At 71.1% G+C, this 25,927-nt stretch carries 23 protein-coding genes; 12 read left to right on the forward strand and 11 right to left on the reverse strand.

Annotation, left to right across the window (positions count from 1 at the left end):
- The first annotated feature begins 36 nt into the window (after positions 1-36).
- The 3 genes from speB to ABZ396_RS03835 all read left to right on the forward strand — a co-directional run bounded on the left by speB (position 37) and on the right by ABZ396_RS03835 (position 3,551).
- The gene (gene speB / locus ABZ396_RS03825; protein WP_358917085.1) at positions 37-1,005 is read left to right on the forward strand and encodes an agmatinase; all 969 of its coding nucleotides are present in this window, start codon (positions 37-39) and stop codon (positions 1,003-1,005) included.
- Positions 1,002-2,687 carry a thiamine pyrophosphate-binding protein gene (locus ABZ396_RS03830; RefSeq protein ID WP_358917084.1) on the forward strand — a complete coding sequence of 562 codons (1,686 nt, stop codon included), beginning with the start codon at positions 1,002-1,004 and terminating at the stop codon, positions 2,685-2,687. Before speB ends, ABZ396_RS03830 begins: the two co-directional genes overlap by 4 nt.
- An 84-nt stretch (positions 2,688-2,771) precedes the next feature.
- Positions 2,772-3,551: an SDR family oxidoreductase gene (locus tag ABZ396_RS03835; protein ID WP_358917083.1), complete on the forward strand. Its 780-nt coding sequence runs from the start codon at positions 2,772-2,774 to the stop codon at positions 3,549-3,551.
- Between the two features lie 54 nt (positions 3,552-3,605).
- Here ABZ396_RS03835 and ABZ396_RS03840 read toward each other — a convergent pair whose 3' ends face one another.
- Positions 3,606-3,794, reverse strand: coding sequence for a hypothetical protein (locus tag ABZ396_RS03840; RefSeq protein ID WP_358917214.1), 189 nt, complete (start codon positions 3,792-3,794; stop codon positions 3,606-3,608).
- Here ABZ396_RS03840 and ABZ396_RS03845 point away from each other — a divergent pair.
- Positions 3,718-3,993, forward strand: coding sequence for a zinc ribbon domain-containing protein (locus ABZ396_RS03845; protein WP_358917207.1), 276 nt, complete (start codon positions 3,718-3,720; stop codon positions 3,991-3,993). The genes ABZ396_RS03840 and ABZ396_RS03845 overlap by 77 nt on opposite strands.
- Positions 3,994-4,006: 13 nt before the next feature.
- On the opposite strand, the gene ABZ396_RS03850 is transcribed toward ABZ396_RS03845, so the two are convergent.
- From ABZ396_RS03850 to ABZ396_RS03870, 5 genes are all read right to left on the reverse strand, one after another.
- Complete coding sequence (locus ABZ396_RS03850; RefSeq protein ID WP_358917081.1) at positions 4,007-4,168, reverse strand: peptidase inhibitor family I36 protein; 162 nt, start codon at positions 4,166-4,168, stop codon at positions 4,007-4,009.
- 92 nt (positions 4,169-4,260) lie between these two features.
- A complete protein-coding gene (locus ABZ396_RS03855) occupies positions 4,261-6,519 on the reverse strand; it encodes a glycosyltransferase family 39 protein (RefSeq protein ID WP_358917079.1) in 2,259 nt (752 codons plus the stop codon).
- 121 nt (positions 6,520-6,640) lie between these two features.
- Positions 6,641-7,678, reverse strand: coding sequence for an esterase-like activity of phytase family protein (locus tag ABZ396_RS03860; RefSeq protein WP_358917077.1), 1,038 nt, complete (start codon positions 7,676-7,678; stop codon positions 6,641-6,643).
- A gap of 86 nt (positions 7,679-7,764) precedes the next feature.
- The gene (locus ABZ396_RS03865) at positions 7,765-8,610 is read right to left on the reverse strand and encodes a serine hydrolase (RefSeq protein WP_358917076.1); all 846 of its coding nucleotides are present in this window, start codon (positions 8,608-8,610) and stop codon (positions 7,765-7,767) included.
- A gap of 494 nt (positions 8,611-9,104) precedes the next feature.
- A complete protein-coding gene (locus ABZ396_RS03870; RefSeq protein ID WP_358917075.1) occupies positions 9,105-9,563 on the reverse strand; it encodes a MarR family transcriptional regulator in 459 nt (152 codons plus the stop codon).
- Between the two features lie 210 nt (positions 9,564-9,773).
- On the opposite strand from ABZ396_RS03870, the gene ABZ396_RS03875 reads away from it, so the two are divergent.
- The 3 genes from ABZ396_RS03875 (at position 9,774) to ABZ396_RS03885 (ending at position 15,603) form a co-directional block, all read left to right on the forward strand.
- Positions 9,774-13,529 carry an ABC transporter ATP-binding protein gene (locus ABZ396_RS03875; RefSeq protein WP_358917073.1) on the forward strand — a complete coding sequence of 1,252 codons (3,756 nt, stop codon included), beginning with the start codon at positions 9,774-9,776 and terminating at the stop codon, positions 13,527-13,529.
- Positions 13,530-13,701: 172 nt separating this feature from the next.
- The gene (locus ABZ396_RS03880) at positions 13,702-14,094 is read left to right on the forward strand and encodes a hypothetical protein (protein ID WP_358917071.1); all 393 of its coding nucleotides are present in this window, start codon (positions 13,702-13,704) and stop codon (positions 14,092-14,094) included.
- Positions 14,095-14,190: 96 nt separating this feature from the next.
- Positions 14,191-15,603 (forward strand): S28 family serine protease, encoded by a 1,413-nt coding sequence (locus ABZ396_RS03885; RefSeq protein ID WP_358917070.1) that lies wholly within the window; start codon positions 14,191-14,193, stop codon positions 15,601-15,603.
- Between the two features lie 134 nt (positions 15,604-15,737).
- Here ABZ396_RS03885 and ABZ396_RS03890 read toward each other — a convergent pair whose 3' ends face one another.
- Both ABZ396_RS03890 and ABZ396_RS03895 read right to left on the reverse strand, forming a co-directional pair.
- Positions 15,738-16,355 (reverse strand): hypothetical protein, encoded by a 618-nt coding sequence (locus tag ABZ396_RS03890; RefSeq protein WP_358917068.1) that lies wholly within the window; start codon positions 16,353-16,355, stop codon positions 15,738-15,740.
- Positions 16,356-16,456: 101 nt separating this feature from the next.
- A complete protein-coding gene (locus tag ABZ396_RS03895; RefSeq protein WP_358917066.1) occupies positions 16,457-18,250 on the reverse strand; it encodes a glycoside hydrolase family 3 protein in 1,794 nt (597 codons plus the stop codon).
- Between the two features lie 481 nt (positions 18,251-18,731).
- Here ABZ396_RS03895 and ABZ396_RS03900 point away from each other — a divergent pair, with 481 nt between their 5' ends.
- Positions 18,732-19,361, forward strand: a complete 630-nt coding sequence (locus tag ABZ396_RS03900; RefSeq protein ID WP_358917065.1) for a GNAT family protein — start codon at positions 18,732-18,734, stop codon at positions 19,359-19,361.
- 15 nt (positions 19,362-19,376) lie between these two features.
- On the opposite strand, the gene ABZ396_RS03905 is transcribed toward ABZ396_RS03900, so the two are convergent.
- Both ABZ396_RS03905 and ABZ396_RS03910 read right to left on the reverse strand, forming a co-directional pair.
- Positions 19,377-20,177 carry a sugar phosphate isomerase/epimerase family protein gene (locus ABZ396_RS03905; RefSeq protein ID WP_358917063.1) on the reverse strand — a complete coding sequence of 267 codons (801 nt, stop codon included), beginning with the start codon at positions 20,175-20,177 and terminating at the stop codon, positions 19,377-19,379.
- 10 nt (positions 20,178-20,187) lie between these two features.
- Positions 20,188-21,129 carry a helix-turn-helix domain-containing GNAT family N-acetyltransferase gene (locus tag ABZ396_RS03910; RefSeq protein ID WP_358917061.1) on the reverse strand — a complete coding sequence of 314 codons (942 nt, stop codon included), beginning with the start codon at positions 21,127-21,129 and terminating at the stop codon, positions 20,188-20,190.
- 508 nt (positions 21,130-21,637) lie between these two features.
- Here ABZ396_RS03910 and ABZ396_RS03915 point away from each other — a divergent pair.
- Together ABZ396_RS03915 and ABZ396_RS03920 are read left to right on the forward strand one after the other, a co-directional pair.
- Positions 21,638-21,868 carry a hypothetical protein gene (locus ABZ396_RS03915; protein WP_358917059.1) on the forward strand — a complete coding sequence of 77 codons (231 nt, stop codon included), beginning with the start codon at positions 21,638-21,640 and terminating at the stop codon, positions 21,866-21,868.
- 130 nt (positions 21,869-21,998) lie between these two features.
- Positions 21,999-22,208 (forward strand): hypothetical protein, encoded by a 210-nt coding sequence (locus tag ABZ396_RS03920; protein ID WP_358917058.1) that lies wholly within the window; start codon positions 21,999-22,001, stop codon positions 22,206-22,208.
- Between the two features lie 125 nt (positions 22,209-22,333).
- Here the strand turns inward: ABZ396_RS03920 and ABZ396_RS03925 are convergent, their stop codons facing one another.
- Entirely contained in the window at positions 22,334-23,380 is a 1,047-nt protein-coding gene (locus ABZ396_RS03925) for a LacI family DNA-binding transcriptional regulator (RefSeq protein WP_358917057.1), read from the reverse strand.
- A gap of 227 nt (positions 23,381-23,607) precedes the next feature.
- Here ABZ396_RS03925 and ABZ396_RS03930 point away from each other — a divergent pair, with 227 nt between their 5' ends.
- A complete protein-coding gene (locus ABZ396_RS03930; RefSeq protein WP_358917055.1) occupies positions 23,608-24,765 on the forward strand; it encodes a Gfo/Idh/MocA family oxidoreductase in 1,158 nt (385 codons plus the stop codon).
- Positions 24,762-25,913, forward strand: coding sequence for a dihydrodipicolinate synthase family protein (locus ABZ396_RS03935; RefSeq protein ID WP_358917053.1), 1,152 nt, complete (start codon positions 24,762-24,764; stop codon positions 25,911-25,913). Before ABZ396_RS03930 ends, ABZ396_RS03935 begins: the two co-directional genes overlap by 4 nt.
- The last annotated feature ends 14 nt before the right edge of the window (positions 25,914-25,927 follow it).

A 25,927-nucleotide genomic window follows, 5' to 3' on the forward strand; every position in this document is an offset into this window, starting at 1 on the left:
ATACGCGTCAAAGCGTAGGAAAGAAGGCATCACCCCATGAGCAGCAACGAGACGCCCCGCGGCCCCGTCGACTCCTCCCGCGTCCCGCGGTACGCCGGTCCCGCGACCTTCGCCCGGCTGCCCCGCCTCGACGAGGTCGGCACCGCCGATGTCGCCGTCGTGGGCGTGCCGTTCGACTCGGGTGTCTCGTACCGGCCGGGCGCCCGCTTCGGCGGCAACGCCATCCGCGAGGCGTCCCGGCTGCTGCGCCCCTACAACCCCGCGCAGGACGCGTCCCCCTTCGCCCTCGCCCAGGTCGCGGACGGCGGCGACATCGCCGTGAACCCGTTCAACATCAACGAGGCCGTGGACACCATCGAGGCCGCCGCCGACGACCTGCTCGGCACCGGCGCCCGGCTGATGACCCTGGGCGGCGACCACACCATCGCGCTGCCGCTGCTGCGCAGCGTCGCCAAGAAGCACGGCCCGGTCGCCCTCCTCCACTTCGACGCCCATCTCGACACCTGGGACACCTACTTCGGCGCCGAGTACACGCACGGCACCCCGTTCCGCCGGGCGGTCGAGGAGGGCATCCTCGACACCTCGGCCCTCTCCCACGTCGGCACCCGCGGCCCGCTGTACGGCAAGCAGGACCTGACCGACGACGAGAAGATGGGCTTCGGCATCGTGACCTCGGCGGACATCTACCGCCGGGGCGCCGACGAGGTGGCCGACCAGCTGCGCCAGCGCATCGGCGACCGCCCGCTGTACATCTCGATCGACATCGACTGCCTGGACCCCGCCCACGCCCCCGGCACCGGCACGCCCGAAGCCGGTGGTATGACGTCCAGGGAGCTGCTGGAGATCCTCCGCGGGCTCTCCTCCTGCAACCTGGTGTCGGCGGACGTCGTCGAGGTGGCACCCGCTTACGACCACGCGGAGATCACCTCGGTGGCGGCCTCGCACACGGCGTACGAACTGACCACGATCATGACCCGACAGATTGCCGAGGCTCGTTCGAAGTGACCCACGACCACGACCTGGTGCTTCGCCCGACGGAGGCGCAGACCGCCGCCGCACTGAACCCTCCCGCCGGACGCAACGGCGGAGACCTGGTCGTGGAGACGCTGGCCGGGCTCGGCGCGACGACGGTCTTCGGCCTGCCCGGCCAGCACGCCCTCGGCATGTTCGACGCCCTGCGCCGCTCGTCCCTGCGCTATGTCGGCCTGCGCGTGGAGAACAACGCGGGCTTCGCGGCGGACGCGTACGGCAGGATCACCGGCGAGGCGGCCCCGCTGCTGCTGTCCACGGGCCCGGGCGCGCTGATGTCGCTGGCCGCGCTCCAGGAGGCGGCCGCGGCCTCCGCTCCCGTACTGGCGATCAGCAGCCAGATCCCCACGGCCGGCCTCGGCGGCGGCCGCCACGGCTATCTCCACGAACTCCCGGACCAGGCGGCCTCCTTCCGGGGCGTGGTGAAGTCGGTCCACACCGTCCGCACCCAGTCGCAGATCCCCTCGGCGATCGCGGCGGCCTGGAAGTCGGCGCTGGCGGCTCCGCACGGCCCGGTGTGGGTGGAGATCCCGCAGGACGTCCTCCTCGCACCGACCCCGGTCCCCGTGGTGACGGCCATGGACGCCACCCCGGAGGAGCTGCCGCCGCGCCCCGAACTGACGGCGGTGGCAGCCGACTTGCTGTCGCGCGCGGCCCGCCCGGCGATCATCGCGGGCGGGGGAGTGGTACGGGCGGACGCGTCGGGCAAGCTGAGGCAGCTGGCCGAGAAGCTGAACGCCCCGGTCGTCACCACCTTCGGCGGCAAGGGCGCCTTCCCCTGGAACCACCCGCTCTCCCTCCAGTCCTGGCTGGAGGACCGCCACACCACGGACTTCCTGGAGGACGCGGACGTCCTCCTGGTCGTGGGCTCGGGCCTGGGCGAACTCTCTTCCAATTACCACACGTTCAAGCCGCGGGGCCGGGTCGTCCAGATCGAGGCTGACCTCGGCAAGCTGGAGTCCAACCAACCGGCACTCGGCATCCACGCGGACGCCCGGCTCGCGCTCCAGGCCCTGCTGGAGACGGTCACCGAACGCGCGGACGACCAGGCCGCCGACCGGGTACGAGACCTGCTCTCCCGGGTCTCGGAGCGCATCGCGTCCCAGGAACTCACCCTGGAACAGGACGTGTTGGCGTCGGTCCGCCGGGCCCTCCCGCCGGGCTCCCCCTCCTTCTGGGACATGACGATCCTGTCCTACTGGGCATGGTCGGCGTTCGACGCCCAGGCCCCGAACCTCATGCACTCCGCCCAGGGCGCCGGCGGCCTCGGCTACGGCTTCCCGGCTGCGCTCGGCGCGGCCGCCGCCGACCCGACCCGCCCGGTCCTCGCCGTGTCGGGCGACGGCGGAGCCCTCTACTCCGTCGCGGAACTGGCGACGGCGAGGCAGCACGGCCTCCCGGTCACCTGGCTGATCGTGGACGACGGCGGCTACGGCATCCTGCGCGAGTACATGACCGGCGCCTTCGGCCAGGCCACGGCGACGGAACTGGCCCGCCCCGACTATGTGGCGCTCGCCGAGTCCTTCGGGGTGCCGGGAGTCCGTACGACCCCCGCGACGCTGGAGACGGACCTGGCGAAGGCCCTTTCCGCGCCCGGCCCCTCGGTTGTGGTGCTCCCGGCCCTGCTGAGGATGTTCGCGCCGACGCATCTGGGCTGAGTACCCGTCCGGCGGAGGCGCTCCCGCACTCCGGAGGGGAGGCTGGTGGGAGTGGTAGGACCGAGCGGAACGAGGAGCGGGTCCATGACGGGAGAACTGCAGGACAGGACGGCCGTGGTCACCGGCGCGAGCAAGGGCATCGGCCTGGCCGTGGCCGAGGCGCTGGTGGCGGCTGGGGCCAACGTGGTCGCGGTGGCACGCACCTCGTCGCCCGGGCTCGACGGGTTGGTGAAGGCGGGCGGCGCCCGCTGGGTCGGGCTCGACCTGACCACGCCGGACAGCGCGGAGCGCCTGGTGGACGCGGCAGGCCCCCGCGTCGACATCCTGGTCAACAACGTGGGTGCAGCCCCGGCCCGGCCGGGCGGCTTCCTCGGGGTGAGCGACGCCGAGTGGCGGCAGACGTTCGAGGTCAACCTTTTCGCCACGCTCGCGGTCACCCGGGCGGTGCTGCCGCGCATGCTGGAGGCCGGCCGCGGCTCCATCGTGAACATCGGCTCGGTGAACGCCGAGCTGCCGGATCCGCTGGTGGTCGACTACAGCGCGGCCAAGGCGGCGCTGGTCAACTTCTCGAAGGCGCTGTCGAAGGAGTTCGGGCCCCGGGGCGTGCGCGTCAACAGCGTCAGCCCCGGGCCTGTCGAGACGGACCTGTGGCTCGGCGGCGGGGGCGTCGCCGACACCGTCTCGGCCGCGGGGGGACTGCGCCCCGACGAGGTTATGGCACAGGCCGCGGCGGCGACCGCCAGCGGCCGCTTCTCACGGCCGCGGGAGATCGCCGATCTGGTTGTGTTCCTGGCCGGTGACCGTGCCGCCAACATCCTCGGCAGCGACCTGCGGATCGACGGCGGGTTCGTCCCGACCTGGTGAGCGCGGACGTACGGCCCGGCTCACCAGGTGCCGGGCCGAGGGACCCCGACCGGTTCAGCAGCCGCCGGCGCCCACCCCGTCCATGCGGCCGCCGAAGTCGCCGAGGTACCGGGAGCGCCAGTCGCCGTTGAAGACCGCGCTTCTCGGTCGGGACCAGTTGGCGGGGGTGAATGCCCGCTCCCGCGTAGCGTGGCAGGGGAAGCGGTGCTCCGCCTGCGGGTGGATCGAGAAGAAGTCGCGCAAGAGCCAAGCCGACTTCGTCTGTGTGTCCTGCGGGTTCACCTGCAACGCGGATGAGAACGCAAGCATCAACGTCGCGGCAGGACAGGGCGGGATCCCCCGCCCCCGGCGTACAGTCGGTGCCGGAGGGGTGACAACGGCCACCAGCCGTTCGAGCGCCCGTGAACCTCAACTCACCTGGGTTGGAATCCCCCTCTTTTGAGAGGGCGAGGATGTCAATCCCAGTAGTTGCCGCCGAAGCCCTCCCCGCTCCAGAAGCACACCGAGCCGTCGGGACATGAGGGGGCGGCGGACGCATGCGCGGAGGCGCTCTGCGCGGGCGCGACGAGGGCGGTCAGGGCGAGCGCGGCGGCGAGGGACCAGGTACGAAGCTTCACGGGGCTCTGCGGAAAGGGGAGTTGGGGACGCCCCGGCGGAACTGCCGGGGCGCCCCCATGCTCCTGGGCGATCACACGGACACGGGGTCACGTCAGCTGACGTCCGAGGGGTCCAGTCGGTAGAGCGTCGAGGAGGACGACGAGGACGACGAGGACGACGAGGACTTGGAGTTGGAGGTCGAGCTCTCCGTCGTGGACTTGCTGTACGCGCTCTCCTTCACCGCCGTCCCGTTCTTCTGCACCCAGCTGGTCACCTCGGAGTTGAGCGTGCTGTTGCCGCCCATTCCGCCGCCGCCGAGCTGGATGTAGTGCAGCTTGCCCGCCTTCACCAGTTCCTTCAGCTTGGCGACGGTCATCGCCTTGTCGGATCCGGTGAAGCCCCACATCGAGATCACGGGCTCCTCGGAGCTCAGTTCGATCTGGGACGCGGACTGGGAGTTGGAGACGGCCAGCAGCCAAGTGGCGCCGTCCATGTGCTTCTTGAGGTAGGCGATCAGGTCGCTGCTCACGTCACCCCCCATGCCGCCTCCGCCGCCGAAGCCGCCGCGTTGACCGGTGCCGCTGCCCGCCTCGCCGGTACCGCCGGTGCCGCCGCCCGGCATCTCACCGCTCGTGCCGCCGGGGAAGCCACCGCCCTGCTGGGTACCGCCGGGCGCCTCGCCGTTCGTGCCGCCGGGGAAGCCGCCGCCCATCGCGCCGCCGGCCTCGGCGTTCTCGCCGTCCTGGCCGCCACCCGGGAAGCCGCCCCGGTTGCCGCCGCCACCGCCGGGACCGCCGCCGAAGCCGCCGCTGCCCGTCGAGGGGCCGGCCGTCGGGTTCGTACCGCCCATGCCGCCGCCGCTCGAACCGCCGAACGGGTCCGCCGCCGCGTACGCCGTCGGACCGGCCAGCGCCGCGATCACGGCCGTCGCCACCGAGGCCGTCAGCAGCCGGGCCCGGTTGCCGATGGGGGTCCCCCCGCTCGAGCGAAGCCGAGAGTGGGGGAGGAAGACCAGCATGCCCACGATGCCGGCGACCGTCAGGACGCCGATCGTCGGCCACAGCCACGTGTTCCAGCCGGAGGCCCGGCGCAGGAGGACGATCGCCCAGATGCCGGTGATGCCGAAGGCGAGGGGGAGGACCCACAACCATCGCTTGTCGGTGCGGAACGCGTGCAGCAGCATCAGCCCACCGCCGCCGCACAGCGCCGCGATACCGGGGGCCAGCGCGGTCGTGTAGTACGGGTGCATGGTGCCCTGCGCGGTGGCGAAGATCACGTAGTGCAGCAGGGTCCAGCCGCCCCACAGGACCAGCGCCATCCGGCGGAGGTCGGTGCGCGGGGCGCGGCCGCACAGCACCAATCCGCCGATCAGGGCGATCGCGGAGAAGGGCAGCAGCCAGGAGATCTGGCCGCCGAGGATGTCGTTGAACATCCGGCCGAGACCGGCGGAACCGGAGAAACCGCCGCCTCCGCCACCGCCACCGCCTCCGGCGCCGTTGCCCTCACCGCCCAAGACGCGGCCGAGACCGTCGTACCCCATGATCAGGTCCCATGCCGAACCGTCCGTCGAGCCGCCGATGTACGGGCGGTCGGAGGCCGGGACGAGGGAGACGGCGATCGCCCACCAGAAGCTGGAGACGGCCAGCACGACCGCGGCCAGCGCCAGGTTGACGATCCGCTTCACCCAGGGTGCCTTCGACGCGTACAGGTAGAGCGCGAAGACGGCCGGGAGCGCGATCCAGCCCGCGAGCAGCTTGGTGTTGAAGGCGAGGCCGAAGCAGGCCGCCGAACCGAGCAGCGGGAGCAGCTTCTCGTCACGGGTGGCGCGGAACGCGAGCGCCGCGCCCGCCACCATGAGGAAGACCAGGATCGTGTCGGGGTTGTTGTCGCGGTTGATCGCGACGGTGATCGGGGTCAGCGCGAGGACCAGGGCGGCGACGGCCGCCGCGGCGTGGCCCCACACCCGCTTCACGTTGGTGTGCAGGATCCAGATCGTGGCGAGACCGGCCGCGACCTGCGGGGCCATCATCTGCCAGGTGCCGAAGCCGAAGACGCGGCACGACAGGCCCATGACCATGAGCGCGAACGGCGGTTTGTCGACGGTCAGGAAGTTGCCCGGGTCCAGCGAACCGAAGAACCAGGCCTTCCAGCTCTTCGTACCGGCCCAGATGGCGCCGCTGTAGAAGGTGTTCATGCTGGAACCGGAGAGGTTCCAGGAGTAGAGCACCGCCGCCAGGATCAGGATCGCGATCAACGCGGGGAGCGACCAGCGCGGTGCCCTGTCCGGCAGGGGAGCCGCGGGGGTCGCCGTGGGCGGGGCCCAGTCGGGGGACACGGTCGTGGGGGGAATGGGATCGGTGGCAGATGTCACCAGCCCACCATGCCGACGGCCGATGGGTGAGGGCTGTGCCGATCCTGGGCGCAGGCTGTGGGTGGGTGGGGCGCGGGTAAGAGGGCGGCCGGTACGGCCGCCCTCCACGGGCGTGCCGGCGTCAGCGCACCCGGACCGACAGCCGGTAGAACCGCGTCGTCTGGGCCGCGTTCTGGTTGTCGTCGCTGACCAGGAGGACCTTGTACGCGCCCTTCGAGCGGCCCGTGACCACCATGCTTTCGATGTTGTCGAGGAGCGGGTTGGGCTGCGGCTGCTTGGCCGTGGCGCCCAGGGACGGGCAGTCGGCGATGTCCGTGAGCAGGGTCTTACTGACCAGCCGGACGCCGGCCTGTCCGGTGAGGTTCCCGATGCCGCTGGTGTCCGTGGCGTGCCGCGGGTCGGCCAGGAAGAGGCGGACGGTGTTGCCGACGCCGGAGGTGAAGCCGCGCTCCAGGACGAGCAGGCGGCCGTCGGGGAGCGCCTGCACCTCGGGGACGCCGAGGATCGGGGCGTCGGTGCGGTAGGCGTACTGGGCCGACGGCTTGAAGTGGTTGTCCTTGGTCCGCTGCCAGGTCTGGAAGCGGACGATCCCGGCGGTGTCGCCGGAGACGGCGTACTCCATGGAGGCGAGCAGGGTGCGGCCGCCGTTGAGGAGGGTCAGGCCCTCGAAGGTCTGGTTGGTGGTGGCGCGGCCGGCGGGGGACACGAGCAGGGACGACGGCACGGGGAGCCGGTCGAGGATCTTGCCGTCCACCGAGTAGCGGCGGATCGACGGCTCGGTCTCGGAGGTGATGAGCCGGGTGCCGTCGCGGTCCACGACCAGGCCCTCGGAGTCGAGCGCGGCGCCGTTCTCGTCGGCGAGCTGGACGACCTTCTTCGGTGCGAGTGTCTTCGCGTCGAGGTCGAAGAGCGAGGACCGGTCGGAGAGGGCGGCCAGGGATCCGTGGCCGTCCACGGCGAGGGCCGAGAAGTTGCCGACGAAGGTGCTGTTGTACGTCGTCTTGTCGAGGGCGTCGGAGAAGCCGTCGATGGAAACCGCGGACGAACAGGCGTTGACCGGGGCAGGCTTGGCCGACGCGGCGGCGGACCCGGCGGCGGACAGACAGCTGGCCGCCGCCAGGCCGGCGGTGACGGTGGCGAGTACGGTTCGCAGGCGCATGGCCGTCACCGTAAGGCGGATCGGTGCAGGGCGGGAGACCCGCTCATGAAAGGTCAGCTCACGGCAGGCCAGGGTCAGGCCGGGGTTCAGCTCGCGGCCAGGTCCCTGTGAATGGCCTTTGCGATGCCCTGGATTGTGGTGATTCCGTAGTTCATGGTGCTGTTGTCGTGAGTCAGCACCGTCATCATGTAGTCGTGGCCGCCGCCCTTGAAGGTGCCGAGGCTGTGCACCCGCCAGCCGTGCGTCGAGCGCTGCAGCCAGCCGTTCTTGACGTGCACGGAGACCCCGGAGGGGACGCCGTACGGGGTGCCCCAGCGCTGGGACGAGATGACCTGCCCCATCAGCTTCTGGATGTACGCCCGTGAGTTGTCGCTCAGTACCGTGTTCTTGGCGGTGATCATGGTGAGCAGTCGCTGCTCGTCGTGCACGTCGATCTGGGTGAGGCCCCAGTATCCGTTGGCGCCCGGGGTGGTCTGGGTCATCCCGGCGGCGCTCAGGAATCCCTTGATCTTCGTCAGGCCCAACTGCTTCCACAGTTTGGTGGTCGCGTTGTTGTCCGACTTGGTGATCATGGCCTTGGTGAGGGACTGCTCGGTGGTCGTGAGGTAGCGGTTGTGCTTCTTGGCGTCCCACAGCAGCGTGGCCAGCACGGTCACCTTGACGGTGCTGGCCGAGTCGTAGTGCGTGGTGGCGCGAAGCGTGCAAGTCGTCTTCGTGGACCGGTCGTAGAGTCCGACGGCGATGGTCCCCTTGCGGTTCGCCATCGCGGCGGTGATGTCCTTCTTCAGCTTCGCTGCCAGGCCCGCCTTGGCGGACGTACAGCTGACGGTGGGAGCGGCTGCCGAGGCGGGCGCGGCCACCCCCGCGGTGAACGCGGCCCCGCCAACGACTGCCGCCAGCACCCTGGCGCGTCTGGATATCCGTTGAGTCATGCCCGAATTGACTCGCGAGTTCGCACGAATGGTTGTACGGGCGGGGGAGGGTTTGACGAGTCGTTACGGAGGCGCGAGCCCTCTCAGAGACCTGGGACGGCGTCGGTGGCGGGTGTGCCGCAGCAGACGAGGACAGTGCCGGGCTCGGGGGGCGAGGGGCGGGGCGGTGTAGACGACGCCGCCTGTCACCGGGGGGTGACACAGGTGTGGCAGACGCCGGTGCGGCACGATCAGCGGGTGGGTTTGTCGCAGGCTTCGGCGAGTTCGAGGAGTGAGGCGTGGGCGGGTGACCACGGGGTGGGGATGTCACTGCGGGCGAAGGTGACAAAGGGGCCGGGGCCCGGAGGACCGGACGGCTGGTGCGGCCGGACCGCGGCGGTGGGGGTGACGCCGGGTTTGATGGCGGCGAGCGCGCTGAACCGCTCCGTGTGGATCCGCCCGGGGGCAGGCCGTGATCGCGATTCCGCGAACGGAGGAGAAACGGCGGAGATCCCCTAATGGTGCCAGGCGCTCCCGCCCGTGTTGTGGATGAAGCGCTGCAGCACCTTGAGGGTGATCAGGTACTCCTCGTCGGAGATGCCCGCCCGGCGCTCCGCCTCCAGCCCGGCCTGGACGGCCGCGGCCTTGCCGTAGAAGGTGCGGCCCTCATCCGTGAGGTTCAGGACGCCTCCGGTGTCCTCGGTGATCCAGCCGTGGACGATGGTGCTGTCGATCTCCTCCTCAAGGACTTCCGGGCCCGAGTCGAGGTAGCCCCGCAGGATACGGGACACCTCCGCGCGCGTCCTGGCGCCGTCGGCCCCGGCGACCTGGGCCAGGATCCACCACTGCGGCTGGGAGGTGCCGACCTCCGCGAGGGCGGCCCGGGCGCGGGTGACGACGGCCTTGTAGGCGGCCCAGCTCCAGTAACCGATGGGCTGGCGCATCAGTTCGGCATCGCTGTACGAGTACTCCACGGCCGGATTCCTCCCTCTGTGCGGATCGACACCACCGACCGTAGAAACTCGACCTTGCTTGAGGTCAAGCCCCGCCGGCCGGAGCGGCGGACCAGGTCTACGGACCGAGCCCCCTGGTCCCCCCGACCGAGGTTTATTGCGGAGGGATGAAATCCGGTTCCGTCCGTGTTGTGGTCATGCGGAAGACCAGGGCGAACGGAGGGCGGCCGCGTGGCAGCGCAACAGGGGGAGCGGCAGGGCTGGGCCAGCAGGCTGGCGGGGTATGCCTGGCGGCATCCAGGGGACGTCGTACTCGCGCTGGGATCCTCGCTGGCCGGTATGGCCGTGCTGGCCGTCGTACCGCTGATCACCAAGGTGATCATCGATGACGTCATCGGTGATCACAGCCGTGCCATGGGGCCCTGGGTCGGAGCCATGATCGGCGCCGCCGTACTCGTCTACGCGGCCACCTATGTCCGCCGCTACTACGGCGGCCGCCTCGCCCTCGACGTCCAGCACGACCTGCGGACCGAGATGTACGACACCATCACCCGGCTCGACGGACGGCAGCAGGACGAGCTGTCCACCGGCCAGGTCGTCGGCCGGGCCACCAGCGACCTCCAGCTGATCCAGGGCCTGCTCTTCATGCTGCCGATGACCATCGGCAACGTCCTGCTCTTCCTGATCTCCCTCGGGATCATGGCCTGGCTGTCGCTGCCGCTGACCCTGGTCGCCCTCGCCGTCGCCCCGGCCCTGTACTGGATCGCCAAGCACAGCCGCAGCAAGCTCCACCCCGCCACCTGGTACGCCCAGGCCCAGGCCGCCGCCGTCGCCGGCGTGGTCGACGGTGCCGTGAGCGGCGTTCGCGTGGTGAAGGGCTTCGGGCAGGAGGAACAGGAGACCGGCAAGCTCCGGGAGGTCGGACGGAAGCTGTTCGCGGGGCGGCTGCGCACCATACGGCTGAACAGCAGGTTCACCCCGGCCCTGCAGTCCGTCCCGGCCCTCGGCCAGGTCGCCATGCTGGCGCTCGGCGGCTGGCTGGCCGTCCGCGGCCACATCACCCTCGGCACGTTCGTCGCCTTCTCCTCCTACCTCGCCCAGCTGGTCGGCCCGGTCCGGATGCTCGCCGTGGTCCTCACCGTCGGCCAGCAGGCACGCGCCGGCACCGAACGCGTCCTGGAGCTGATCGACACCGAGCCGACCCTGCGGGAGGGCACGAAGACCCTTCCCGCCGACGCGCCCGCGACCGTCGAGTTCGACGACGTGTCCTTCGCGTACGACCGCGCCCCCGGCAAAGCCAGACCGGTCCTGAAGGGGCTGAGCTTCGAGATACGCCCCGGCGAGACCCTCGCCGTCGTCGGCTCCTCCGGCTCCGGCAAGTCCACGGTCTCCCTGCTCCTGCCGCGCTTCTACGACGTCACCCACGGCGCCGTCCTGATCGGCGGCCACGACGTCCGGGAGCTGACCTTCGACTCGCTGCGGGCGGCCATCGGCCTGGTCCCGGAGGACTCCTTCCTGTTCTCCGACACGGTCCGCAACAACATCGCCTACGGCCGCCCCGACGCGACCGACGAAGAGATTCACGTAGCCGCCCGCGCCGCCCAGGCCGACCGTTTCGTCGCCGAGCTGCCCGAGGGCTACGACACCAAGGTCGGCGAGCACGGCCTCACCCTCTCCGGCGGCCAGCGCCAGCGCGTCGCGCTCGCCCGCGCCCTGCTCACCGACCCCCGCCTGCTCGTCCTCGACGACGCCACATCGGCGGTCGACGCCCGCGTGGAGCACGAGATCCACGAGGCGCTCAGACACGTGATGCGGGACCGGACGACCCTCCTCATCGCCCACCGCCGCTCGACCCTCAACCTCGCCGACCGCATCGCCGTCCTCGACGGCGGCCGGCTCGCCGACATCGGCACCCACGAGGAGCTCCAGGAGCGGTCCGCCCTCTACCGGCGGCTGCTCACCGACCCCGACGAGCTGGGCGGCGTCTCCCCGGGCCACGCCCTCCCCGCCGTCCCGCACGAGGACACGTCCGTACGGGACGAACTGGACGCGGAGTTCGACGCCGAGCGAGGCGTGACCCCGCGCCTGTGGACCGGTGACCGTACACCCAGGGACCCCGCTCTCTCCGGCACCCCGGCCACCCCCGAACTCCTCGCCCAGGTCGACGCGCTGCCGCCGGCCACCGACATCCCCGATATCGACGAGGCCCGGGCCGTACGCCCCGAGGACTCCTACGGTCTGCGCCGGCTGCTGCGCGGCTTCGGGCGCCCGCTCCTCGTCAGCCTCGCGCTGGTCGCCGTGGACGCCGGCATGGGCCTGCTCCTCCCGGTGCTGATCCGGCACGGCATCGACCAGGGCGTCACCAGGATGGCGCTCGGCGCGGTCTGGGCGGCCTCGCTGCTGGGGCTGGTCGCGGTGCTCGCCCAGTGGGCGGCCCAGATCGGCGAGACCAAGATGACCGGCCGTACCGGCGAGCGGGTCCTCTACGCCCTCCGGCTGAAGATCTTCGCCCAGCTCCAGCGGCTCGGACTCGACTACTACGAGCGGGAGTTGACCGGCCGGATCATGACGAGGATGACGACCGACGTCGACGCCCTCTCGACGTTCCTCCAGACCGGACTGGTCACCGCCTTCGTCTCCGTCGTCACCTTCTTCGGCATCATGGTCGCCCTGCTGGTGATCGACGTACAGCTCGCCCTGGTCGTCTTCACCACCCTGCCCCCGCTGATCGTCGCGACCTTCTTCTTCCGCCGGGCCAGCGTGAAGGCGTACGAACTCGCCCGTGAGCGGGTGTCGGTGGTCAACGCCGACCTTCAGGAGTCGGTGTCGGGGCTCAGGATCGTGCAGGCCTTCCGGCGCGAGCGCGACGGCTCCCGGCGGTACGCGGAGCGCAGCGAGAGCTACCGCCGCGCCCGCATCCGGGGCCAGTGGCTGATATCGGTCTACTTCCCGTTCGTCCAGCTGCTGTCGTCGGTGGCCGCGGCGAGCGTGCTGATGGCGGGCGCGCACCGGGTGGAGGCGGCGACGCTCACCACCGGTGCCCTGGTCGCGTATCTCCTCTACATCGACCTGTTCTTCGCGCCCGTCCAGCAGCTCTCCCAGGTCTTCGACGGCTACCAGCAGGCGACCGTCTCCCTCGGCCGTATCCAGGAACTGCTCCGCGAGCAGACGTCGACGCGGGCGGCGGACCAGCCGCTGGAGGTGCCCGAACTCCGAGGCGAGATCGCCTTCGAGGACGTGCACTTCGCGTACGGGGCCGCCGACGAGGGCGATGCGGCCCTGGGCGGCATCGACCTGACGATTCCCGCCGGGCAGACGGTCGCCTTCGTCGGCGAGACCGGCGCCGGCAAGTCGACCCTCGTCAAGCTGGTCGCGCGGTTCTACGACCCGACGGGCGGCCGGGTGACGGTCGACGGCACGGATCTGCGTGCCCTGGACCTGACCTCGTACCGGCACCGGCTCGGGGTGGTCCCGCAGGAGCCGTACCTCTTCCCGGGGACCGTCCGGGACGCCATCGCCTACGGCCGCCCGGACGCGACCGACGCCGAGGTGGAGGCGGCGGCCCGGGCGGTCGGCGCCCACGAGATGATCGCCACCCTGGACGGTGGCTACCTCCACGAGGTGGCCGAGCGCGGCCGCAACCTCTCGGCCGGCCAGCGCCAGCTGATCGCGCTGGCCCGCGCGGAGCTGGTCGACCCGGACGTTCTCCTCCTCGACGAGGCGACGGCGGCTCTGGACCTGGCGACGGAGGCACAGGTCAACGTGGCCACCGACCGCCTCGCGGGCCGTCGTACAACCCTTGTGGTCGCCCACCGGCTGACCACCGCGGCCCGCGCCGACCGGGTGGTGGTCATGGACCACGGCCGGGTCGTCGAGGACGGCACCCACGACGAACTCCTCGCCCGTGGCGGACGGTACGCCGAGCTGTGGCGCACCTTCATCGGCCAGGCCGAGGAACCGGAGGAGCCGGTGGGCGCGGCCCGCTGAGTCAGGGCCTGACGGCGGTCACCGCCCGGGCCGCTCCGATGTCCTGACGTGACGTAGTCCGGGGTGGGTGACCGGGCCAATGACGGCCGTGCAACCATCCGATACATGTCGTGCGTCCGTACATCAGTACGGTCATGACTGGTGCGCAGCTGCGGTACGGGAGGGGACGACTGTGGACAGTGGTGCGATACGGCGGCGGCTGGCGCTCGGTGCGGCCGTGCTGGCCGCCTCCGGGGTGCTCGCCCTCGTGGCACCGGCCGAGGCCCAGGCCGTGGCGGCGGGCAGCTGCGGCGGACGCGAGGTGCGGACGCTGCCCTTCGCCACCGGCACCGTGCACGTCTACCGGCAGGGCGGCTACGTCTGCGCGATGACCCTCCCCAAGACGTCCGGCGGCAAGCGCATGATGTCCGTCAGCGTGCAGGCCCGCGGCAACCGTCCGGTCGTGGACAAGGGCAGATACAAGTACCACGCGGGCCCGGTGACCGTGCACGCCGGGCACCGGTGCGTGTGGGTGAAGGGTTCGGTCGGCCGGAGCTCGGTGAGTTCCGGCTGGATTCTGTGCTGAACGCCCTTACGCCCCTTCAATCCCCCCTGGTGTGAAGGCAGTTGCTCCGATAGCTTCCGGCGCACATCTGTCACACGGATTCCCAGGGGAGTGCGCATGCGCAAGGCGCTCAGATGGCTGCTGGCGCTCACGGTGCTCATAGGCACGTTGAGCGCGGCTGGGGCGGCCACCGCCGCCGAGCCGGAGGCCACCGACATCAAGGACCGGCTTCTGGCGATACCGGGCATGAGCCTGATCCAGGAGAAGCCGTACACCGGGTACCGCTACTTCGTCCTGAACTACACCCAGCCGGTCGACCACCGCCACCCGGACCGCGGCACCTTCCAGCAGCGGATCACCGTGCTGCACAAGGACGTCAGCCGGCCGACGGTCTTCTACACCGGCGGCTACAACGTCTCCACGACGCCCAGCCGCCGCGAGCCGACCCAGATCGTGGACGGCAACCAGGTCTCCATGGAGTACCGCTTCTTCACCCCGTCCCGGCCCGACCCGGCCGACTGGTCCAAGCTCGACATCTGGCAGGCGGCCGGCGACCAGCACCGCATCTTCGAGGCGTTGAAGCCGATCTACACCAACAACTGGATCTCCACGGGTGGTTCGAAGGGCGGCATGACCGCCACGTACTACGAGCGCTTCTACCCGAGGGACATGGACGGTGTGGTCGCGTACGTCGCTCCCAACGACGTCGTGAACGACGAGGACTCGGCCTACGACCGCTTCTTCGCGAGCGTCGGCACCCAGGAGTGCCGCGACCGGCTGGACGCGGTGCAGCGCGAGGCGCTGGTGCGCCGGGAGCCGCTGGAGCAGAAGTACGCGGCGTTCGCCGCCGAGAACGGCCTCACCTTCGACACCGTCGGCGGCCTGGACCGCGCCTACGAGGCAGTCGTCCTCGACTACGTCTGGGGCTTCTGGCAGTACAGCCTGCTGTCCGACTGCGACACGATCCCGGCGGACGCGGCGACCGCGACCGACGACGAGATCTGGGACTCGGTCGACACGATCTCCGGCTTCTCCGCCTACACCGACCAGGGCCTGGAGCCGTACACCCCGTACTACTACCAGGCGGGCACCCAACTCGGCGCCCCCACCATCCAGTTCCCGTACATCGAGAAGAAGTACATCCGCTACGGCTACCAGCCGCCGCGGAACTTCGTGCCGCGCTCGATCCCGATGAGGTTCCAGCGGTACGCCATGCGGGACGTCGACACCTGGGTGAAGCACAACGCCCACCACATGCTCTTCGTGTACGGCCAGAACGACCCGTGGGGCGCGGAGCGCTTCCGCGTCGGCAAGGGTTCGAAGGACGCGTACGTCTTCACCGCACCCGGCCTCAACCACGGCGCCAACGTGGCCGGTCTGGTCCCCGACGAGAAGTCCCTGGCCACCGCCCGCATCCTGGACTGGGCGGGTCTGCCGGCCGCCACCGTGACGGCGGCGAAGCCGCTCGCGAAGTACGACGCGAAACTGGACGTCCGTGACGTGGAGCGCGAGCCCGCGCTGCGACCGTAACGACCACAACTCCGGTGCGTCAGAGGCCTGTTGGTCGGCGCACCGGAGCCCCGCGCGGCCATCCCGGCAGGTCCCGGACCCGCATGCCGGCGTCCGTCTCCCGCTGGAGACACCCCCAGGGGCGTTCACAGCGTTCACACGCGGCGGGCGCAGCCCACCGGCTGGTCGCCGCCGAGCTGGACGTACAGGGCCGTGGACTCCGGGCATCGGGCCCGCGAGGGCACCGCCCGCTCCACCTTGTACTGCGGTTTCCGCTTCCCCGAGCCGTCGCAGGCGGTCTCGCGGACCTGGCCGTGGCCCGAGCCGTAGACGCAGTCACCGACGATCGTGCGCGGTCCGCCGCCCCCGCCGGGGTCGCCGGGGTGTGGCGGCTGCAGGTTGCGCATACAGGCGTAGCCCTGCGGGATCGTTCCGGCACGGTCCTCGTCGCTGGTCGTGCGCTGGGCGCTGATGTGCAGCACGAAGTCGGTGGTGGCCGGGCACCGCGGCCCGTCGGCGATGCCGCCGTCGTACCGGGCGACCACCCGGGCCGCCGCGCGTTCGCCGGTGCAGGGCACCTCGGTGAAACTGGCGGTCCCGAACGAACTGCACTCGTCGACCGCGAGAAACCGCGCGCCGTACCCGGACACCGTCGTGCTCGCCGTCGACCGAGCGCTGCCCGCCGGTGCCCCGGGCGAGGACGGCCGGCAGCCGGCCGACAACAGGGCGACGGCGAGCGTCACCAGCACACCAGCAAGACATCTGCTCCTCATACCAACTCCCCTGCCAGCGTGGCCCGCGATCACGGTCCACGCCAGCTGCACGGGAAGCTTTCCGCCTATTGGGGGTGTTGCGCCCGATCCGCTATGTACGTCTAGTACGTCAGCCCATGACCGATCGGGTACAGCACCTGCGCCCGATCGTCCGCCCGCTGCACCGGCACCGGCAGCCTGCCGTGCGGCGCGACCCGCCCGGCGATCACCCGTGCCGCGGCCCGCAGTTCGACGTCCGTCCAGGAGTAGGACGCCAGGCAGGCCTTCACGGTGGGCAGTTGGGCGACGTCGTACGGATTGCGCACGGCCACCGCGACCACCGGCCGGCCGGTCGCGACCAGTTGTTCCACCAGCCGCTGCTGTCCGCCGCCCGCCGTCACGTTGTACGTCCCGACGACCACCGCGTCCACCCCCTGCGCCGCCGCGACCGCCCTGTCGATCGTCGCCGCGGAGGGTGCCGTGCCGGTGGACAACGCGGTCGCGGTGAAGCCGAGTTCGGTGAGGGCGGTGGCGAGCACACCGGTGGGCGGGCCCGTCGTACCGGACGGAGAGGCCGGGTCGGCGCCCACCACCAGCACCTTGCCGTGTGTGCGCGGGGACAGCGGGAGCAGCCCGCCCTCGTTGACCAGCAGGGTGGTGGTGCGCTCGGCGATCCGGTCGGCGGTGGCGAGGTGCCGGGCCGTGCCCACCACCCGGTCGACGTCCTTGGCGTGGACGTACGGCCGGTCCAGCAGCCCCAGCCGTGACTTCAGCCGCAGGATCCGGAGGATCGATTCATCCAGCCGCGCCTCGGTCAGCTCCCCGTCCTGTACGGCCTTCAGCACGGCGTTCCAGGCCACGTCCAGAGTGGGCGGGTTGAGGAGCTGGTCGACGCCGGCCTTCAGCGCGAGCACGGGGACGCGGTCGTCGCCGTACTTCGTGCGCACGCCCTCCATGCCCAGCGAGTCGGTCACCACGACCCCGTCGTAGCCGAGCTCGTCGCGCAGGATGCCGGTGAGGACGGGATGGGAGAGGGTGGCCGGGTCGCCGGAGCCGTCCAGCGCCGGGAACTGGATGTGCGCGGTCATGATCGAGTCGATGCCCGCCTTGATCGCCGCCCGGAAGGGGACCGCGTCCAGCTTCTCCCACAGCTCCCGGCTGTGCGTGATGACCGGGAAGCCGAAGTGGCTGTCGACGGCGGTGTCGCCGTGCCCGGGGAAGTGCTTGGCGGTGGCCGCCACACCGGAGGCCTGATACCCCGCCGCCTCTGCGGCGACCAGGGCGCCGACCGCGTCCGGGTCGGCGCCGAAGGACCGGACGCCGATGATGGGGTTGGCCGGGTTCACGTTGACGTCGGCGTCGGGGGAGTAGTCCTGCCGGACGCCCATCGCCCGCAGCTCCGCGCCGGATACCCGGCCGAGGGTACGGGCGTCGGCGAGCGAGCCGCCCGCTCCCATGGCCATCGCGCCCGGGAAGAGGGCGGCGGGCTTGCCGATCCGGCAGACGGCGCCGTGCTCCTGGTCGGTGGCGATGAGGACGGGGAGGCCGCGCGGCTGGTCCAGGGAGGCCTTCTGGATCCCGTTCGACAGTTCGGCGATCTGCCGCGGATCCCGGGTGTTGTGCGCCCAGGTGAAGTAGATGATCCCGCCGACGCGGTACTTCGCGATGAGCTCGGCGGCGGTGCGGACCCCGATCTCCTTGAGGTTCGTGTCGATGTCGGCCTGGTCGGGGGCGGTGGCCGAGTGGCCGTAGACCCGCATCACGAACAGCTGGCCGACCTTCTCCTCAAGGGTCATACGGGCGATGAGGGCGCGGAGCTTCTTGTCGTCGTAGCCGACGGCGTACGCGCTGCTGCCGACGGTCAGACCCGCGGTGACGCCCGCGGTCGCGGCGAGAACGGTGCGTCTGGAGGGCACGTGCGCTCCTTCCGGTGGGGAACCGGCTGAAGGAAACTTCCGTTGGCTCAGCAATATTCGGGAAGTTTCTTTCCGTCAAGGGACTGCACAGTAACCAGAAAGGGGCCGCCATCGGCGCATTGGAGGGGGGCACGTCGATGGCGGCGGGCCGGCGGCCGCGGTGCGGCGGAGAGCGTGGGTCGACGATCGCAGCCAGCAGCGAGGGCCGACACCACACCACGGAGACTCTTCCGACAGCCTGAGCGTTGGACGGACGGGGTGGGGGCCGGGTTCCCGACTTCCGGAAGTCGGGAGCGGAGGGACGTAAAGGATGTATGGGATGTCAGTGAAGGGGTGATCCACCTGGTCCACCCTTTGGAAGCAATCTCCGACCGAGGCCCCTGACGGGCGATCATGAGGACATGCCGCTCGTCGACATCCCCGGTTCCAAGTCCGCAAAATCCGTTCGACGGCGCGTGATCGCGTAGGCGAGACTCCGGGTGTGACCTATACCTTGCAAGGGCCGTTGCTGGCGGGCAAGTTGGTGCGCCTCGAGCCGCTGGAGCACCGGCACGCGGACGATCTGGCGGCGGCGGCGGAGGAGGACCGGGGGAGCTACGCGTTCACTTGGGTCCCCCGGGCCGAGGAGGTCGACGCCTACGTCGACGCCCAGCTCGCTCGCGCGGCGACGGGTCGGCTAGCGCCGTACGCGCAGGTGTCCCTGGTGACCGGGCGGGCCGTGGGTGTGACGGCGTTCTGGGATCCCCGGTGCTGGCTCGCCGAGGACCAACTGGACGCGGTGGAGATCGGGTTCACCTGGCTGGCCGTGTCCGCGCAGGGCACCGGGGTGAACGCCGAAGCCAAGTACCTCCTCCTCCGGCACGCCTTCGACAGCTGGGGTGTCTCCCGCGTCGACCTCAAGACCGACGCCCGGAACGAGCGCTCCCGCGCCGCCATCGCCGGTGTCGGCGCCCGCTTCGAGGGCGTCCTGCGCAACTGGTCCCGCTCCTGGGTGCCGGGCGAGGACGACCGGCTCCGTGACTCCGCGATCTTCTCCGTCACGGCGGCGGAGTGGCCGCAGTGCCGTAAGCGACTGGAAGACCGGGTGGCGAGGTTCACCGCCCTACGGTGAGCCGACGCACCGTGCTCACGCCGACTCGTTGAGCAGCCGTGCCAGGTGGTCCCGGCCCGCCGCCAGGAGGTCGGGCAGCGGGGCCGCCGCCTCGTACCAGCGCTTCTCGTACTCCCAGCACAGCCAGCCGTCCCAGCCGTGCCGGGAGAGCACCTCCACACAGTCGGAGAGGGGCAGTATCCCGGCGCCGAGCGGCAGCGGGGTGGTGTCCTCGGCCGAGGCGATGTCCTTGACCTGGACATAGCCGAGGTGCGGGGCGAGGGCCGCGTAGGTCTCGGCGGGCTGCTCGCCGCCCAGCCAGGTGTGCATGACGTCCCAGAGGGATCCGACCATGCGATGGCCGACCGGGCCGAGGACGCGGATCGCGTCGGCGCCGGTGCGGTGCGAGTCGTGCGTCTCCAGCAGGACCCGGACACCGAGCGCGGAGGCGTCCTCGGCGACCGTGCCGAGGCGCCGCGCGGCGATCGCGTCGGACTCGGCGGTGGGCAGCGCCGGGTCGGCGCCGGGGAAGACCCGGACGAAGGAGGCGCCCAAGTCGTGCGCGAGCTGGAGGAGTTGGCGGACCTCGTCGAGGACCGGGGCGTCCTCGCCGGGGGCCGCGACGCGCGCGTACCCGGCGACGCCCAGGACGTCCACTCCGGCCGCCTTGAACTCGGCGGCCACGTCCGCCCGCGCGGCCGGGCCGAGGCCGGGATGCACCGGCTCCTCCGGATGGGCGCGCAGTTCGACGCCGTGATAGCCGTGGGCCGTGGCGAGCGCCAGCACGTCCGGCACCGGCAGACCGGGAACCCCGAGGGTGGAGAAGGCAAACCTCATGCTCACCAACCTACTTCTCACTCACCGGTCTGCGCAGATCCAGCCGCCAGTCCTGCCCGACCAGGTCCTTGCCGAAGGAGCGGTGCGGTTTCTCGGCGGTGAGGACGAAGCCGTGCCGCTGGTAGACCCGGCGGGCGGCGCCGAGGACGTCGTTGGTCCACAGCACCAGCTCCCGGTAGCCGGCCCCGCGCGCGAACTCGATCACGGCGCCGACCAGCCGGTCCCCGATGCCGAGCCCCCGGGCCTCCGGCTCGACGAGCAGCAGCCGCAGCCGTGCGGTGCCCGGGGCGTCGTCCCGTACGCACATCACACACCCCACCGGCCGCCCGGCCCACTCGGCGATCCAGGTCCGCTCCAGATGCGGGTCGTGGTCCTCGGCGTAGTCCGCGACGATCCGGGCCACCAGGCCCTCGTAGTCGGTGTTCCAGCCGTATTCGGCGGCATACAGGGCGGCGTTGCGCTGCACGATCCAGCCCAGGTCACCGGGGTGCGGTTCGCGCAGGACGACCTCGCCGGCGCCGTCGGGGGTGTGCGCGTCGCCGAGGAGCGTACGGATGGTCCGCATGGCCTCGGCGAGCCGTGGCCGCTCACCGGGGGCTACGGCGCCCAGCAGCGAGCCGACCGTTTCCCTGGCCCGCTCGTCGAGCAGCTCGGCGGCGGACCGGCCGCCCGCGGTGAGCGACACGCGCCGCCGCCGCGGGTCCTTCTCCGAGGGCGAGCGCTCGATCAGCCCGGCCTCCTCGAACTTGTTGAGGATCCGGCTCAAGTATCCGGCGTCCAGTGCGAGATGGGCCCGCAGGTCGGCCGCGTCGGTGTCGGAGAAGTGCGCGAGCTCGTACAGCACGCGGGCCTCGGTGAGGGTGTAAGGGGCATAGAGGTGGCGGCCGTAGTCGAGGGCGCCGATGAGGTTGGTGTAGAAGCGGTTGAAGGCACGGATGTCCTGGACGGTCATGGCTGGACCCCGATGATTGACTGAGTCAGAGATGCCGTGCCCCCGAGGCTATCCCGCCACCCCGCCCGGCCGGAAGGCGTCGGCCTGAACGGCGGCCCCGCGGGCTTTACTTGATTTTCTTGCCCGGTTCTAGTCCTGCTTTTGACTTAACCGCACCCGCGCCGTAGGTTTATACACGAACGTCACTTATGTCCGATTCAACTTCGGATCTGACGTGGTCCGCCGGAGAGCCCGTGCGGTGCGGAGAACCGGCATCGAGGGCGGCGGACGCGCTCAGGGCTGCGCGCAGGCCCTGGAGCGCATGCCGGGTGGCCCCTTACGCGGCCGCCGTAACACATCACACCCTCGGAGAGGGGCGAAACCATGCGCGCGCACAGCACACGTATGAAGAGGGCGGCCATCGCTGCAGTCTCGGCACCCATCCTGGCACTCGGTGCCGGAGCCGGAGTCGCCAGCGCGGCCACCAACTCGGCGCCCAACCACGTCGCCACTTACCAGAACGACGGCGGTGGCGGCCACGGCGGCGGTCACGGCGGCGGTCACGGTGGCGGTCACGGCGGCGGTCACGGCGGAGACCACGGTGGCGGGCACGGCGGTCACGGTGGCGGGCACGGCGGTCACGGTGGCGGTCACGGCGGCGGTCACGGTGGCGGGCACGGCGGTCACGGCGGCGGTCACGGTGGCGGTCACGGTGGCGGTCACGGCGGCCGGTGAAACTGAGCCGAGCCACAGTCATTGACGCTCTCTGAGACTGAGAGCAAAGGGTGGGTCCGGGTGCCCGGCCTTCGGGCACCCGGATCCATGCACCAAATCCCCTGCGCGCCGCGGGTCCCCGGGCCGTGGAGACGGTGACCGGATGAGGATCGTGTGTGGGCGGAGGCCCGGTCGGCCTGTACTTCTCGATCCCGGCGAAGCTACGGGACGCCGGGCACGAGATCATCGTTCTGGAGGCGGACCCGCCCGAGGCCGCCTACGGCTGGGGCGGCGTCTACAGGAACGATCTGCTGGACATCCTGCATGGCAACGGCCCCGAGAGCGCACGGGCGGTGAGCGCCGGCTCCGTGCTCTGGCAGCAGTAGGACATCCGCGTGCACGGCAACCGGTACGACGGCACGGCGCACTTCGGCGGCTACGGCTACAGCTGGGCCGCTCGGGCCCTCCGAAGGGCCTCACCCCTTTCCTGGTCACCGCGTCACCACCTCGCTCAGACCCGCGGTACCCCCGAAGACCCACGCACCATCAGTTCCCCCCGGACCGTCGCGATCCCGCCCGGCGGAGGTTCCTCGCGGCCCATGGCGATGCGTCCGGCCCGAGCCCCCGCCTCCGCCAGCGGCAGCCGTACCGTCGTCAGCGAAGGCACCGCGTCGATGCTGAACGGCAGGTCGTCGAACCCGGCCACCGACACGTCCGCGGGGATCCGCAGCCCCGACTCCCGCAGCGCCGCGCACGCTCCCAGCGCCACCGAGTCGTTCGCGGCCACCACGGCCGTGAGCGTCGGATCCCTGCGCAGCAGTTCGAGCGTCGCCTCGTACCCCGCCCGCCGGTCGTAGCGCCCGTGCACGGTCCAGCGCGGGTCCTCCTCGATCCCGGCCGCGGCCAGCGCCGCCCGGTGGCCCTCCAGACGGTGCCAGGTGGTCGTCCGCTCCTCGGGACCCGCGATGTAGCCCAGCCGCCGGTGGCCCAGGCCGATGAGATGCTCGGTCAGTTGCCGGCCGCCCCCGCGGTTGTCGAAGGTCAGGGCCACCGCGTCCGTCTCCGGCGCCGGCGGCCGCCCGCACAGCACGACGCGTGTCCCCGCGTCCGTCAGCTTCCGCAGCTTCGCCGCCACCGCCGCCGCGTGCGGCGCGTCCTCCACGGCCCCGCCCGTGAGGATCACCGCCGCCGCCCGCTGCCGCTGCAGCAGGGTCAGGTAGGTCAACTCCCGCTCCGGCGAACCCCCGGTGTTGCAGACCACCGCCAGCCGTTCGCCGCCCGCGCGTCCGCCCGGGCCGCCGATCTCGGACTGGATCGCGCTCGCCATGATCCCGAAGAACGGGTCGGCGATGTCGTTGACGAGGATGCCGACCAGGTCGGACGTGGCCGCCGCAAGGGCGCTCGCGGGCCCGTTGAGGACGTAGTCCAGCTCGTCCACCGCCCGCAGCACCCGCTCCCGCGTGGAAGCCGCCACGGGGTAGTTGCCGTTCAGCACGCGCGACACCGTCGCGGGCGAGACCTGGGCGCGGGCCGCCACGTCCGCCAGGGTCACCGTCATCTCGTCGTCCTCCGGTCGCGCGTCTCGTCGTACGCCGTCGTACACAGCCTGATCAAAGGAAGCCCCCTTGCCGTGCAGACCATAAGGCCATTCACTCCTGTTGTTCGCCCCCTCGAACAACTCGACCCCATCACGGTCTTGTACAGACCGGCGTTCAAAGGCTAGCTTCAGAGCAGATAGAAAGCGCTTGCTGCGTTGCTGAGACGCACGCGGACGAAGGGAATCACGTGACACGCAAGACGGTGCGTATCGCCATGAACGGCGTGACCGGGCGCATGGGCTACCGCCAGCACCTCGTCCGCTCGATCCTCGCGCTGCGCGAGCAGGGCGGCCTCGACCTCGGCGACGGCACCGTGCTGTGGCCGGAACCCATCCTCGTCGGCCGCCGGGAGCACGCGCTCCGCGACATCGCCGACCGGCACGGTCTGTCCGACGAGCAGGTCTCCACCGACCTGGAGTCCGTGCTCGCCGACCCGACCGTGGACATCTACTTCGACTCCCAGGTCACCTCCGCCCGCGAGGAGGCCATCCGGCAGGCCGTCGCGGCCGGAAAGCACATCTACACCGAGAAGCCGACGGCGACCGGACTGGAGGGCGCCCTGGAACTGGCCCGGCTGGCGAACGAGAAGGGCGTCAAGCACGGCGTGGTCCAGGACAAGATCTTCCTGCCTGGCCTGCTGAAGCTGAAGCGGCTCATCGACGGCGGCTTCTTCGGCCGGATCCTGTCCGTCCGCGGCGAGTTCGGCTACTGGGTCTTCGAGGGCGACTGGCAGCCCGCGCAGCGCCCGTCCTGGAACTACCGCGCCGAGGACGGCGGCGGCATCGTCGTCGACATGTTCCCGCACTGGGATTACGTGCTGCACGAGCTGTTCGGCCGGGTGAAGTCCGTCCAGGCCATCGCCACCACCCACATCCCGCAGCGCTGGGACGAGAACGGCAAGCCCTACGAGGCCACCGCCGACGACGCCGCCTACGGCATCTTCGAGCTCGACGGCGGCGCCATCGCCCAGATCAACTCCTCCTGGGCGGTGCGCGTCAACCGCGACGAACTGGTCGAGTTCCAGGTGGACGGCACGGAGGGCTCCGCGGTCGCGGGACTCCGCGAGTGCCGCGCACAGCACCGGTCCGCGACCCCCAAGCCGGTGTGGAACCCGGACATCCCGGCCACCGAGGCCTTCCGCGACCAGTGGCAGGAGGTCCCGGACAACGGCGAGTTCGGCAACGGCTTCAAGGCCCAGTGGGAACTCTTCCTCAAGCACGTCTACGCCGACGCCCCCTACCACTGGGACCTGCTGGCCGGCGCCCGTGGTGTGCAGCTCGCCGAGCTGGGGCTGAGGTCCTCGGCGGAGGGCCGCCGTATCGACGTACCGGAGATCGCGCTGTGACCATCCAACTCCCCGGGGCCGACGGGGTATTGAGGACCTACGAGCCGCGTACCGAGCCGCTCGCCCTCACCCCCGGCACCGCCTTCGTCTCCCGTACGGTCTTCTCGGCGGCCCATGTCGTCGCCGACTCGTTCGCCGACGTGTCCCCGGACTCGCCCGCCGCCGTCGACTGGGACGCCACCCTCGCCTTCCGCCGCCACCTGTGGTCGCACGGCCTCGGTGTCGCCGAGGGGATGGACACCGCCCAGCGCGGGATGGGCCTCGACTGGGCGGGGGCGGCCGAGCTGATCCGCCGCAGCGCCGCCGAGGCGAAGGCGGTCGGCGGCCGGATCGCCTGCGGCGTCGGCACCGATCAGATCACCGGCGGCACGCTCGCCGGGATCCGGGCCGCGTACGAGGAGCAGCTCGCGGTCGTCGAGGAGTCGGGTGCCCAGGCCATCTTGATGGCCTCCCGGGCGCTCGCCGCCGCCGCTTCCGGCCCCGAGGACTACCTGGAGGTCTACGGCCACCTCCTCCGCCAGGCCGCCGAGCCGGTGGTCCTGCACTGGCTGGGCCCGATGTTCGACCCGGCGCTGGCGGGCTACTGGGGGTCGAGCGACCTTGACGCGGCCACCGGCACCTTCCTGGAGGTCATCGCCGCCCACCCCGACAAGGTCGACGGCATCAAGGTCTCGCTGCTGGACGCGCAGCGGGAGATCGACCTCAGGCGCCGCCTCCCGCAGGGCGTCCGCTGCTACACCGGCGACGACTTCAACTATCCCGAGCTGATCGCCGGCGACGAGCAGGGCTTCAGCCACGCCCTGCTCGGCATCTTCGACCCGCTGGGACCGCTGGCGGCCGAGGCGGTAAGGGTGCTGGACACCGGGGACACGGACGGCTTCCGCCGCCTGCTCGACCCGACCGTCGAACTCTCCCGCCACCTCTTCCAGACCCCCACCCGCTTCTACAAGACGGGTGTGGTCTTCCTGGCCTGGCTCGCCGGTCACCAGGCACACTTCACCATGGTCGGCGGCCTCCAGTCGGCCCGTTCCCTGCCGCACCTCGCCCGCGCCTACGAACTCGCCGACGGACTGGGCCTGTTCCCCGACCCGAAGCTGGCGGAGGACCGTATGAAGAACCTGCTCGCCCTGTACGGAGTGACCCGGTGACCGGCGATCTGTCC

This window comes from Streptomyces sp. NPDC005866, from assembly GCF_040629895.1.
Lineage (GTDB): Bacteria > Actinomycetota > Actinomycetes > Streptomycetales > Streptomycetaceae > Streptomyces.

What these genes read in the sequence shown, in the direction of transcription:
- ABZ396_RS03865 (WP_358917076.1), bottom strand. Translation starts at nt 8,610, where the DNA reads ATGACTCAACGGATATCCAGACGCGCCAGGGTGCTGGCGGCAGTCGTT.
- speB (WP_358917085.1), top strand. Translation starts at nt 37, where the DNA reads ATGAGCAGCAACGAGACGCCCCGCGGCCCCGTCGACTCCTCCCGCGTC.
- ABZ396_RS03925 (WP_358917057.1), bottom strand. Translation starts at nt 23,380, where the DNA reads ATGACGGTGACCCTGGCGGACGTGGCGGCCCGCGCCCAGGTCTCGCCC.
- ABZ396_RS03885 (WP_358917070.1), top strand. Translation starts at nt 14,191, where the DNA reads ATGCGCAAGGCGCTCAGATGGCTGCTGGCGCTCACGGTGCTCATAGGC.
- ABZ396_RS03860 (WP_358917077.1), bottom strand. Translation starts at nt 7,678, where the DNA reads ATGCGCCTGCGAACCGTACTCGCCACCGTCACCGCCGGCCTGGCGGCG.
- ABZ396_RS03910 (WP_358917061.1), bottom strand. Translation starts at nt 21,129, where the DNA reads ATGACCGTCCAGGACATCCGTGCCTTCAACCGCTTCTACACCAACCTC.
- ABZ396_RS03890 (WP_358917068.1), bottom strand. Translation starts at nt 16,355, where the DNA reads ATGAGGAGCAGATGTCTTGCTGGTGTGCTGGTGACGCTCGCCGTCGCC.
- ABZ396_RS03835 (WP_358917083.1), top strand. Translation starts at nt 2,772, where the DNA reads ATGACGGGAGAACTGCAGGACAGGACGGCCGTGGTCACCGGCGCGAGC.
- ABZ396_RS03905 (WP_358917063.1), bottom strand. Translation starts at nt 20,177, where the DNA reads ATGAGGTTTGCCTTCTCCACCCTCGGGGTTCCCGGTCTGCCGGTGCCG.